The organism is Defluviitalea phaphyphila (genome assembly GCF_001466305.1).
GTDB classification, from domain to species: Bacteria; Bacillota; Clostridia; order Lachnospirales; family Defluviitaleaceae; genus Defluviitalea_A; species Defluviitalea_A phaphyphila.
Genome location: NZ_JWID01000003.1, coordinates 1 through 11,515, shown reverse-complemented (window position 1 = coordinate 11,515; position 11,515 = coordinate 1). Strand labels below are relative to the sequence as shown.

Below are 11,515 nucleotides of genomic sequence, written 5' to 3'. Positions count from 1 at the left end.
TTATAAAGAGTCTTATTCATAAAAATTATATCCCACAATTTTTTTATTTGTTAAGTATATGATAAGGTTTGTTTTTAACAATATTAGTATTATTATATTATTTTTTATATGTTTAAAGATATTCTCTCATATACTTTGCATAAAATGGAATAACTACAGAGGGATCTTCTAAATTTGGATGCCATCTTTTTTCCCATTCAAGAGAAACATATCCTTTGAAATTTCTTATTTTTAATTCTTTTATTATTTCAGGAATAGGAATTACACCATCTCCAATCATACAAAGTTCTAACTTATCATCTATAAGGGTTAAATCCTTAATATGTACATGTTTGATATATGGCCACATTTTATTCAAAAAATCAGATATGTCTTCACCATAAATTTTATAAGTATGTCCTATGTCCCATATAATACCGAAATTATCATATTTGATTCTATCTATAATTGGTATAAGAGTTTCTAAACTTACAATATCACCATGGGTTTCTAAGAGACATATTACATTTTTATGGCTTGCATATTCACATAATGTGTTAATTCCTTTTGAAATTAATTCTATAGTTTCTTGCTTTTTATCAGGTTCAGGGATTTTATCTCCAAAGATTCTTACATATGGGATTTTTAAATCATAAGCCAAATCAATATATTCTTTACCTTCTTTTATAGAAGCTTCATATTTTTTAGAATCATGAAAGCTAGCTCCACTTCCTAGGTTTGTAATAGATAAATTTCTTTCTGTTAAATCAGATAGCAATTTTTGGTGGTTTGCTTTTAAGAGTATTTTCGCTTTAGGTAGATACATTTCTTCTTTTATACCCCTAATTTCGATGCCATCATAACCATTTTTTTCAGCTTCACTAACAATTTTATCCCACGACCAGGTAGGGCATCCTAGTGTTGAAAATGCAAGCTTCATATTACCTTCTCCTTTCTTATATGCAATAAAAAATATATTACCATAATATCAGAATAATTTGATTTATACAAGTTTTATGAAATAACAAAAATATTTAATAAAAATTAAAGAGTACAGATATTTTAGTAGGAGAAAATAAGAATTTTTATTAAGAATGATTATTTACTGGTTTAAATTTATAATTTATAATAAAAAGAAATTTATACTATAAAAGTTATTATAAACAAACTAATTTTAAGGAAGATGCATTTACAATAATAGATATTAATACGTATAAAATTTTAGTTATATAAAAAGAAATTTTTAAATATGCATGTATTTTTTTACCAAACTTCTTTAATTGATTATATATAGATTCTTCTCCTTCAAAAATATCTTTTTGCATATGATGCCCACTTACTGTAAATAAAGGGAATAATACCACTTCATCTGGAATTTCATTAAGAATAGAAGATATAGGAGTTTTTAATGTCATAAAACTTACTCGATTGTTTATCTCTCTATATGAATCAATAAAATTCCTATAATATATTTCTGAGTCATGCAAACTACCATGTCCTACAAATAGGATATGCATATCCTTTTCTTTAACTATATCTGAAATAATTTTAGTCATACTTTGAACATTTTTCTTATCTTTTAATAAAAATTCAATAAGTATTATTTTTGAACAAGTATTCCTCGTATATAAATTGTCATAAATTCTTTCGCAAACATCTTTCAATCTTTGATAATCTATTCCCTCAACAAGATGTATTGGTAATATCTTTATGATATAATAATTACCTACGGCTTCCAAAAGTAAATCTTTTACATGCTTAATTTGTACATTCTTTTTTTGCAATTTATTAATAACATATTGAGAATTGAAAGCTAAAGCCACTTCACAGTTCTTCTCATTTTCAATCTCTTTAACAATCCATTTTAATTCATTGTCTATTGCATCAACATTAGATGTCCCTATATGATTAACTATAATTAATTCATCTTTCACGTATATACCTCTCTTCTGCTATATAATTAATCTTATAATTAATACTTTATTTTTATTCTTTTATAAAATATAAATTTGAAAATATTCTTCTATTTTAATAATATTAGCCAAAATCATAAGATTTTATAAATATCGTCTTATAATCTTGGCTATTAAATAAATAAACTTTATGTAAAATTCTCAAATTATATTTTTATAAATTTTTAAAATACTTAACAATATCTCTTGCTGTAGGAGGGCATCCTGGAATACATTCTTTGCAACCTTTTGTACACTGTCCTATACCAACTCCATCATTTATGGTTTTATTTTTATAATATTGTCCTATATATATTTTTGAGTTAACTTTTCTTAAATCTCCACTTTCTCTTAGTCTTTCCATCGCATGTATCAATGTACCATAGCATGCTGAACAAGCTTCTTTTTCTTCAATATGTTCTGTGTAACGTCTCTTTTTACTCTTTCTATTAATCGGTGTACTTTTATCACTATTTAATTCTATAATTTCAGCATTTGATATATCACTATTTCCTACTCCTATTTCTTCTGCTATCTCAATATACGGAATATCACTTAAATCAAAACCTAATAAAGTTGCTGCGTAACTATCTATGAGTACAGGGTCACAACCAACTATTATACGGTTCATTTCCACTGGATTGCCCCCTTCCTCAAAATTTAAATCTCCCATAATACCATCTACAATAATAAGGTCTTGTTTTATCGCTTTATTTAAATATGCGATAGGCTTGTGTAATCCCATGGTATGATATCTTCTCTTTTCAGAGTTTGGAATACACCCTTTCAAATTTTTTAAAGCACAAGTTATATTAGTTTGACAGTGACCTTTAAGAACTGGAACATTAATTAAATAGTCGATTTCTGATACCTTACTACAAATATTTATTTTAATATCATCTACAGTACATTCTATATGACTATCTTTTTGTAAATCTATAAGTGGAACTTTATATTTTTTAGAAATATTTTCATATCCACATACTTTAAAAGCTTTTGCTGTCCTGTCTCCTACCCATGAACCTTCTAAAATACATATATTCTTATAACCTTTTGAATAAAAATATTCGATAATTCCTTCCACCAACTCTGGAGAAGTAGTAGCCCCACTTGTGGAAGGTTTAGCCACCACTAGATTAGGTTTTATACCTATATATGCTTTCTTAGGAATTTCCTTCTCCGGCTTTATTTTCTCTAAAATCTCACCAACCATAGTTTTGGGAGTGTTGCCATAAATAACATGTATTTGATTTTTATCCATATTTGTTCCCCCTAATATTTTAATAATTTAAAAGTGATATAACATTAATAACCGGTTTTTCATAAGGATGTATCTTCTTTATTACTTTTACTGCTTCCTTATATACCTCATCTTTACATACAAATTCTATTTTTGCTTCTTCTGCTTCACATATTTCTCCAACTTCACCTTTGTATGGATTTGTTCCTTCAAGTGGTCTCCAAGAACCCTTAACTTTTGAAACTGCCATACAATAATCATAATTTTCATCAATTGTAAGAGCACCTATTTTATTTAACTCTTCTCTAACTTTATCAACATATTCCTCTGGTATAAAACACTCTATTTTTACCATAAATAATTGCCCCCCTTAATTAAAATCTTTATATAAATTTTTTAATAAACTTATTTCTTCTGCATAACCTTTTAAATCATTAGGAGTTTCTAAGAAAAAAGGCAAATTTCGAAGCTTAGGATGATTTATAATTTGTGTTATAGCTTCTAATCCAATAAATCCTTGTCCAATTTTTTCATGACGATCTTTATAACTTTTAAAAGGTTTCATACTATCATTAAGATGAATTGCATAAAGTTTATCAAGTCCAATTATCTGATCAAATTCATCAAGTACATTATCCAAATCATTTACTATGTCGTAACCTGCAGCAAAAACATGACAAGTATCTAAACATACACCTATTTTTTCTTTTAATTCTACTCCATCAATAATTCGTTTTAATTCTTCAAAGGTACGACCTATTTCCGTACCTTTCCCTGACATTGTTTCTAATAATACAATGGTCGTCTGCTCTGGCTTTAAAATGGTATTTAACATTGTAATGATATATTCAATAGCTTTATCTGCTCCTTGTCCCATATGATTCCCTGGATGAAAATTATATAAATTATTAGGTAAATACTCCATACGTGCTAAATCATCAGCAATAATTTTCATAGCAAATAATCTATTTTCTTCGTTTGTAGAACATGGATTTAAGGTATATGGAGCATGAGCTAATAAAACAGCAAAATTATTATCTTTTATAAGTTTTAGTAATTTTTCTATATCTTTAGGATCAATTTCCTTTGCCTTACTTCCTCTAGGATTTCTAGTAAAAAACTGAAAAGTATTAGCATTTATTTTCAAAGCATTTTTACCCATGTTATAAAATCCTTTAGATACAGATAAATGACATCCTATATTTAACATTATGTTCCTCCGTTTTTTTACTTTTAGATATATCAATAATCTTACTATTTTTATGAATGAGAGTTTTTCTTTTTCATTTCATACATTAATCTATCAGCTTCATCAAAAGAACTAGAAAAATCACCTTTATATTCAGCAATTCCAAAAGAAATATCTATTTCTTTATCCTTACATTTATTAATAATTTCATTACGTATGGAATGCATAATATTTTCAGCATCAAAATAACTAACTCCATTTAAAACAATTAAAAATTCATCTCCTCCATAACGAATAATATTTCCCTTTTCCTTAATATAAAACTTTGCAATATTTACTATTTGTTTTAGAAGAAGATCTCCCATACTATGACCTCGAGTATCATTATATTTTTTAAAATTATCCACATCAACTAATATTAGTATATCCCCTTCTGCAATATTCATTTCTTCTAAAACATTGCGATTATAAGCCTTTGTAAGATGATCCACTAAAGATTTTTGGTATATTTGTTTTTTTTCATTATACATATTATAAAACTCAACAATTAAAGATATGCCCAATCCTATAAAATAGACCATAAGTCCATAATGAAATAAATAAGGAGCTTTTATTTTAAAAAATAAAGTTATTGCCGTATAACCAACACTTATAGTTAAAAACATATTTGAAAAATACCAATTACCTTTTTTATAACGGGCCAAGAAGATTAACATCATTACAAGACTTATAAACATAACAAGATTTAAAAAATTAGTTCTTATTCGCAACGATGTAAAATTACTACTCGATAAAACTAAAATTATGGATATAATAATGCTTGAAAAAATAATTTTTTTTAAATAAAAAATTTTACCAACAAATTTTTCTATTCCTAAAATGAGGAATATAAGTGTCAAGTAAGCGAAGGAAAATAAAATTTTTCGTATAAATAAAAAATCATCAATATTTCCTGAATAAAGACGATAATGGTTATCAAAAGAATAAATAGAAATTAAAATAACAGATAACCCTAAATAAAAAAATTTTCCTTTTTCTGCTTTATTATAATATGAAATTGACATCATAATAAAAGCTATACTAATACTAATTCCTATCATAATTAAATGCATATCGATATTAATAAAATTAAAAAGACTAATTCTTTTTAAAACATTATCAGTTTCATCAATAAAAGGAGCAATATTCATTCCCACACTATCTAATAGATGAGCTTCTATAATAATTTCATTTTTATCTTTTAAAATATTTCTATCTAAATTAATAATATGAGCATAATTCCAAATATTTGCCGTAGGATTCTCCAAATCTCCTACTTGATCTACAAGAATACCATTGACTCTAACTGCAAAAGCATAACAGCTTATCTGAGGAATAACTAAAGTATTTCCCTCTGGCATAGAAAATGTAGTTTGAAAAATAGCTGTATCAGGTTTGTCTATAATTTGATAATAGGGTATATTAATTTTCTGTATATTATCGCCAATTTTTAAGTTCCAAGTATCTAGCACATAACCACTCGGCCGGGGAAGGAATCCCAATATACAATATAATAAAAGAAACAAAGCTAAAGCTAGCAATGATTTTTTTAATTTCATTTTCCTCTCCCCCTTAACTTTTTATTTATTTTATAACTTAAAATAAATAAATTAACACTTTACTAATTAAGCCATGTTTAATTAAAAGATCATGATATTCCTATATAATAAACACTATTTATAACAAATATCTTATATATTATTATCGGATAAGAGAGGATAGTTTTTTTATTGCACTACTTTATTACCAAATATATACATGTATAAACAACCAAATTTGATTGATTTCTTATCTATTTAATTAGAGCAATTGCTCTTATGGGGGCACCATCACTATTTTCATATTTAAGAGGAAGTGCAAATAATGTAAATAAATCTGTCTTTATTTCATTAAGATTTGCTAAATTTTCTATTATAACTATTTCATTTTCAGCAAGTAGTTTTTTATGTGCTGTAAAGTTTTCATCTATAATAGGATCAACACTTATTGTATCAAAACCTATCCCTTTTTTATGAGTATGTATAATATACTCTACAACTTCCTTATCAAGACAAGGATAATCACCATAATATTGGTCAGTTCCCCAATATTTTCCCCAACCTGTTCTAAAAATCAAAAATTCTGCTTTATCTGCTTTTTTTATATCCTGATTAATATATTTCATCGTAATCATATTGTCATCACATAAATCAGTACAATCAATCATAAAAGCTGTACCTACAAATTGACTAATATGAAATTTATCAAGAGTTTTTTTATCTGCATATAAATGAGCAGGTGCATCCATATGTGTTCCTGTATGGGAAAATATATTTATTAAAGTTTCTTTAAAACCTTGTTGTTCATATATATTTATAGTTTTCAATTTTGGTTGTTCAGTTCCAGGATAAACTGACATATCCTCTGAAATAGTATGAGTTAAATCAATAATTTTCATAATATTTACAAGGCATACCTATATATAATTTTGCCTTATATCCTCCTTTGTAAAAGAAATCTTTAATTTATTATAACATTTTTATTAATACAGTGCCATTATTAGTAACAAATCTCCTTAAGCAAAAATTAAATCCTATTCTTTTCGCTATTTTTTAAATTATTTATCGTAAAATATATATTATTGTTTAATACTTTCTTTGTATGCTAGATCTAAAATTATAAATAATCTGCAATAAATCAAACTTATTATTAATATTTTACTTATACTATTTTATAAATTAAAAAAACTTTTAATAATTTTTTTTATTTAAATTTTAAAAACAATAATGGAGTAAGATTTAAAATAATCTCACTCCACTGCTAATAAAAAACTTTATTTATTGTGAATTATATTTTCTAATAAATTTAAAAAGTTTTATGTATTTATTTATTATTCAAATTGGTATAATCTGCTCTAAAATAAACTTTATAATCGCTAATTTTAAAATTATACTCTTTAAGAAGTTTTATTATTAAATTCCGTATAGAATTTCCACTTTGATTAGTTTCTATATAGATTTTGTTTCCAATTTTTCTAGGATTTCTTATTAAATTAGGGTCTACAGAAAAATATTTATTCTTTTTACCATTCATTGTGTCATTATTTTCAAAAGACATAAATTTATTTTCATCAATAGTCATAAGAATTTCACAAGTTTTTACCAATATATCTTTCCACGTACTAGCTTCAATAATCTTTCCTTCATTAAGCTTAAAACCAAAAGGTCTTTTATGAGTGAAATTTTCATATAAAGTATGCTCTATTTTATTATCTACTATATATTTTTCATAATTTGGTATTGTTCTTTTTTCAGTTTCTTCATCAGTTTCTTCATTTATCGGAATTTCGTCTATTTCAAATAAAGAAATTAATTCTTCTATCTTCTTTTCATATTGATGAATACTTTCTGCCATATCTTTATAAATACTTATCTTTTTAAAATCTCTATTTAAAACAGCAGAATTCATTTTATCTCCAAATATTTCTATTGTATCGTTTATAACTGTTCTAAGTAAATCAAGACTCTCTGATATATCGATAGCTTTATCTGGACATTCTTCTTTTATTTTTTCAATAAGATAATTTATCTCCATATTTTAAGCCCCCTTCTCTTAGATCAATAGTTATTATTCCTTATGAATAAATTTACTTATTTGTAAATTTTTTAAGAAAATATTTTAAGATAATACAAATCAATATAATAACAGCAGTAATATAACCATATATAAATATGGTTGTATACCAATGTGATGATTGCATTACATATAACTCAGGATAATTTATATAATCAAAATATTTATATATAAGATGCCCAATAAATACACCAACAAAAGAGCCGATTATAATATTTAAAATATTGTTTAATTTTTTATACATAAAAATTCTTCTCCCCATTATATCTATCAAATATATTTTATCTCTAATAATATTAATTACATGAAAGCAATTTTCTTGCAAATTCCTTTGCTCCCTTTACAGCTGAATCTGTTTTAAACGATGCTAAATCATCTTCATCTCTAACAGAATACATTCCCATATATTCTAAGCCGGAATGTTTACACAATCTCTTAATACCTGTTTCAAAAGGACCTGCTCCATATTCTACATCATATCCATGAGTAGCTATTATAGCTACTTTTTTGCCTGCCCATAGTGAACCTTTAGCACTGCCATAAAATTTGTTAAGTCCATAATGTCTATCAAGTAAAGCTTTCATTGGTGCTGTACAATACCATGAGTATATTGGTGTAGCCAAAACAATACAGTCACAAGCTATAATACTATCCATGATTTCTAAAACATCGTCTTGCTGTACACAACCATATCTATCCTGAACGTCTTGGCAAGTATAGCATCCTTTACAAGGTAAAATATTTTTCTCTGACAAAGGAATATATGTAACATTTGCTTTATTATTTTTAAGTTCAGAAATAAAAGGTTTTAGTAATTCAGCTGTATTTCCTTTTAATCTTGGACTGCCCATCAAAATACAAAAATTCATTTCTATTCTATTATCTCCTTTATTAATATATTTTTTTAACCTTAACTATAATATTGTTATACTTAAAGGTTTATCTATCCTTCCTATTTACATATATTAATTAGAATTATATCATAGATTTTTATTACTTGTTTTATTTATTAAGATAAACATAAAATAATCTCCATCTTAAGTTAAGATGGAGATAAAATATTTACAGAAAATATCAGAACACATTTACTTCTCAACCTAAATTTTCTTATCAAAGCTTAATCTTTCACTATATTATACTTTGTTCTTTAATTTTTCCCATTCATCACTTTCTGCCCCTATCACACATTTTCCGTCTTTTCTCATGGATAGGCGAAGTTTGCAACGATGTATTTTATAAATGATACAATAAAAATGTAATAAAATGATCATTTAAGAATGTAGGGAAATAAGATATAATTATCTCTAAGATTAAGGAGGNTATAAATGATACAATAAAAATGTAATAAAATGATCATTTAAGAATGTAGGGAAATAAGATATAATTATCTCTAAGATTAAGGAGGTAATTATGATTATACAAATGGACATAAATACAAATATAAAAATTAATAAATTAGAGGATCTTAATAAATTAAAGCCTCTTATGGAGGGAAGTAACTTGAAAATAAATAAAAGTCAAATAGCAAGAGAGTTAGGAGTTGATGCTAGAACAGTTGGGAAATACATTAATGGTTATAAAAAGCCTATTACTAGAAATAGATCATCTAAACTTGATAAATTCTATCCAATAATTAAAGATTTACTTAGTGATGAATCTGTTCAGATATTCTATTATAAAAGGGTATTATGGCAATTTTTAAAAGATAATTACAATCTAGATTGTGCACAATCATCATTTCGTAGATATATTTCTAAACATGAAGAATTCAATAATTACTTTAGAAAGAGAAGGAAAAATTATTCTTCTAAGAATGCTCCTATGCGTTATGAAACAGGTATAGGACAACAAGCACAAGTAGATTGGAAAGAAAATATGGAATTTATATTAAGTAATGGAGAGGTAATAAAAATAAATATTTTTGTTATTATCCTATCGTATTCAAGATTTAGAGTATATAGATTATCCCTTAGTAAAACACAAGATGTTTTATTCTCATTTTTAAATGAAGCATTTGAGATATTTGGAGGGGTTCCTAAAGAATTATTAACTGATAACATGAAAACTATTATGGATGAACCAAGAACTAATTATTTTAAAGGAAAAGTGAATAATAGATTTCAACAGTTTGCAGATGATTATGGTTTTAAAGTTTGTCCTTGTATTGCTGGCAAACCAAATACAAAAGCAAAAGTAGAAGCACCTATGAAATTATTAGATGAAATAAGGGCATATAATGGAAGATTAAATTATAGCGAACTTCATCAACTCATAACAAAACTTAATAATAGAATTAATAGTACATGTCATACTACAACAGGTAAGATACCTATTTTGCATTTAGAAAAAGAAAAAGATTTCTTATCTGAACTTCCTAAGGCCCAGATAAGAAATCTTTATTCAATCAAAACTATACCTGTAACAGTAAATCCTCAAAGTATGATTAATTATAAATCAAATCAATATTCCGTACCACCAGAATATATAGGAAAGAGATTAAAGCTACAAGTATACGATGATAAATTACATATCTATTATAGCACAAATTTAATTACAATACATACAATAAAAAAACAAAAGCTTAATTATCATCCTGAACACTATATAGCTATTAGCTCTTTAACATTAAAAAATTCTATAGAAGAAATAGAAGAAATTGCAAAAAATAATTTAAAAATGATAGGAGAAATATATGGAGACAACTAGTTCATATACACAATTAATAAATAATCTAGAATATTTAAAATTAAAACAAATGATCATTCATTTAAATGATGTAATAGATTTTATAAATACTAATAATCTTTCATTTGTAGAAGGATTAGCTAAATTAACGACCCATGAAATAGATTTTAAAGAAGCAAGTATGATTCGTTCTATGGTAAAAGTAGGAGCATTTCCACACCAAAAAGAATTAAAGGATTTTGATTTCGAATTTCAACCTAGTATTAATAAACAACAAATATTAGATTTTGCAACATTGCGTTTTTTAGAATCTAAAGAAAATATTGTATTTTTAGGAGCTAGTGGGGTTGGGAAAACTCATTTAGCTACTTCTATAGGAATTGCTGCAGCTAAAAAAAGATATAGTACATACTTTATAAAATGCCATGACTTATTGCAACAACTTAAAAAGGCAAAATTAGAAAATAGACTTGATACTAGATTAAGACATTTTGCAAAATATAAATTGTTGATAATCGATGAGATGGGGTATCTTCCTATAAACAAAGATGATTCAAAATTATTTTTTCAGCTAATAGATATGAGGTATGAAAAGAAAAGTACTATACTTACAACAAATATAAATTTCAATAATTGGGATGAAATATTTTATGATGCAGTAATAGCAAGTGCTATTTTAGATAGAATCCTTCATCATGCTCATGTAGTTTCAATTAATGGAAAATCATATAGATTAAAAGATCATTTTCAACAGGATAATGAGTAAAAAACTACATTCTTAAATGATCAAAAAGTTACATTTTTAACTTGACATTTATA

At 25.6% G+C, this 11,515-nt stretch carries 12 protein-coding genes; 2 read left to right on the top strand and 10 right to left on the bottom strand.

What is annotated here, in order from left to right:
* Nucleotides 1-112 precede the first annotated feature (112 nt).
* From OM90_RS02730 to OM90_RS02685, 10 genes are all read right to left on the bottom strand, one after another.
* The gene (locus OM90_RS02730; RefSeq protein WP_058485361.1) at nucleotides 113-919 is read right to left on the bottom strand and encodes a sugar phosphate isomerase/epimerase family protein; all 807 of its coding nucleotides are present in this window, start codon (nucleotides 917-919) and stop codon (nucleotides 113-115) included.
* Between the two features lie 217 nt (nucleotides 920-1,136).
* The gene (locus OM90_RS02725; RefSeq protein ID WP_058485360.1) at nucleotides 1,137-1,913 is read right to left on the bottom strand and encodes a sirohydrochlorin cobaltochelatase; all 777 of its coding nucleotides are present in this window, start codon (nucleotides 1,911-1,913) and stop codon (nucleotides 1,137-1,139) included.
* A 193-nt stretch (nucleotides 1,914-2,106) separates the two neighbouring features.
* On the bottom strand, nucleotides 2,107-3,192 hold the full coding sequence (locus tag OM90_RS02720; protein WP_058485359.1) for a DUF362 domain-containing protein: 1,086 nt from the start codon (nucleotides 3,190-3,192) through the stop codon (nucleotides 2,107-2,109).
* Nucleotides 3,193-3,211: 19 nt separating this feature from the next.
* Nucleotides 3,212-3,526, bottom strand: a complete 315-nt coding sequence (gene cutA / locus OM90_RS02715) for a divalent cation tolerance protein CutA (protein WP_058485358.1) — start codon at nucleotides 3,524-3,526, stop codon at nucleotides 3,212-3,214.
* 15 nt (nucleotides 3,527-3,541) lie between these two features.
* Nucleotides 3,542-4,381 carry a deoxyribonuclease IV gene (locus tag OM90_RS02710; RefSeq protein ID WP_058485357.1) on the bottom strand — a complete coding sequence of 280 codons (840 nt, stop codon included), beginning with the start codon at nucleotides 4,379-4,381 and terminating at the stop codon, nucleotides 3,542-3,544.
* A 50-nt stretch (nucleotides 4,382-4,431) separates the two neighbouring features.
* Nucleotides 4,432-5,958 (bottom strand): GGDEF domain-containing protein, encoded by a 1,527-nt coding sequence (locus OM90_RS02705; RefSeq protein WP_058485356.1) that lies wholly within the window; start codon nucleotides 5,956-5,958, stop codon nucleotides 4,432-4,434.
* Between the two features lie 233 nt (nucleotides 5,959-6,191).
* Entirely contained in the window at nucleotides 6,192-6,836 is a 645-nt protein-coding gene (locus OM90_RS02700) for a cyclase family protein (RefSeq protein WP_058485355.1), read from the bottom strand.
* A gap of 425 nt (nucleotides 6,837-7,261) precedes the next feature.
* Entirely contained in the window at nucleotides 7,262-7,972 is a 711-nt protein-coding gene (locus tag OM90_RS02695) for a hypothetical protein (RefSeq protein ID WP_058485354.1), read from the bottom strand.
* A 52-nt stretch (nucleotides 7,973-8,024) separates the two neighbouring features.
* Nucleotides 8,025-8,255: a hypothetical protein gene (locus tag OM90_RS02690; RefSeq protein WP_058485581.1), complete on the bottom strand. Its 231-nt coding sequence runs from the start codon at nucleotides 8,253-8,255 to the stop codon at nucleotides 8,025-8,027.
* A gap of 52 nt (nucleotides 8,256-8,307) precedes the next feature.
* The gene (locus tag OM90_RS02685; RefSeq protein ID WP_058485353.1) at nucleotides 8,308-8,880 is read right to left on the bottom strand and encodes a flavodoxin family protein; all 573 of its coding nucleotides are present in this window, start codon (nucleotides 8,878-8,880) and stop codon (nucleotides 8,308-8,310) included.
* 541 nt (nucleotides 8,881-9,421) lie between these two features.
* Between OM90_RS02685 and istA the strand changes: the two genes are divergently transcribed.
* Both istA and istB read left to right on the top strand, forming a co-directional pair.
* Nucleotides 9,422-10,717, top strand: a complete 1,296-nt coding sequence (gene istA / locus OM90_RS02680) for an IS21 family transposase (protein WP_058485352.1) — start codon at nucleotides 9,422-9,424, stop codon at nucleotides 10,715-10,717.
* Complete coding sequence (gene istB / locus OM90_RS02675) at nucleotides 10,704-11,462, top strand: IS21-like element helper ATPase IstB (RefSeq protein ID WP_058485351.1); 759 nt, start codon at nucleotides 10,704-10,706, stop codon at nucleotides 11,460-11,462. The genes istA and istB overlap by 14 nt, the downstream gene beginning before the upstream one ends.
* The last annotated feature ends 53 nt before the right edge of the window (nucleotides 11,463-11,515 follow it).

Bases quoted from the DNA above. Each gene is read 5' to 3' on its own strand.
- OM90_RS02730 (WP_058485361.1), bottom strand. From the start codon at position 919: ATGAAGCTTGCATTTTCAACACTAGGATGCCCTACCTGGTCGTGGGAT.
- OM90_RS02720 (WP_058485359.1), bottom strand. From the start codon at position 3,192: ATGGATAAAAATCAAATACATGTTATTTATGGCAACACTCCCAAAACT.
- cutA (WP_058485358.1), bottom strand. From the start codon at position 3,526: ATGGTAAAAATAGAGTGTTTTATACCAGAGGAATATGTTGATAAAGTT.
- OM90_RS02710 (WP_058485357.1), bottom strand. From the start codon at position 4,381: ATGTTAAATATAGGATGTCATTTATCTGTATCTAAAGGATTTTATAAC.
- OM90_RS02705 (WP_058485356.1), bottom strand. From the start codon at position 5,958: ATGAAATTAAAAAAATCATTGCTAGCTTTAGCTTTGTTTCTTTTATTA.
- OM90_RS02700 (WP_058485355.1), bottom strand. From the start codon at position 6,836: ATGAAAATTATTGATTTAACTCATACTATTTCAGAGGATATGTCAGTT.
- OM90_RS02695 (WP_058485354.1), bottom strand. From the start codon at position 7,972: ATGGAGATAAATTATCTTATTGAAAAAATAAAAGAAGAATGTCCAGAT.
- OM90_RS02690 (WP_058485581.1), bottom strand. From the start codon at position 8,255: ATGTATAAAAAATTAAACAATATTTTAAATATTATAATCGGCTCTTTT.
- OM90_RS02685 (WP_058485353.1), bottom strand. From the start codon at position 8,880: ATGAATTTTTGTATTTTGATGGGCAGTCCAAGATTAAAAGGAAATACA.
- istA (WP_058485352.1), top strand. From the start codon at position 9,422: ATGATTATACAAATGGACATAAATACAAATATAAAAATTAATAAATTA.
- istB (WP_058485351.1), top strand. From the start codon at position 10,704: ATGGAGACAACTAGTTCATATACACAATTAATAAATAATCTAGAATAT.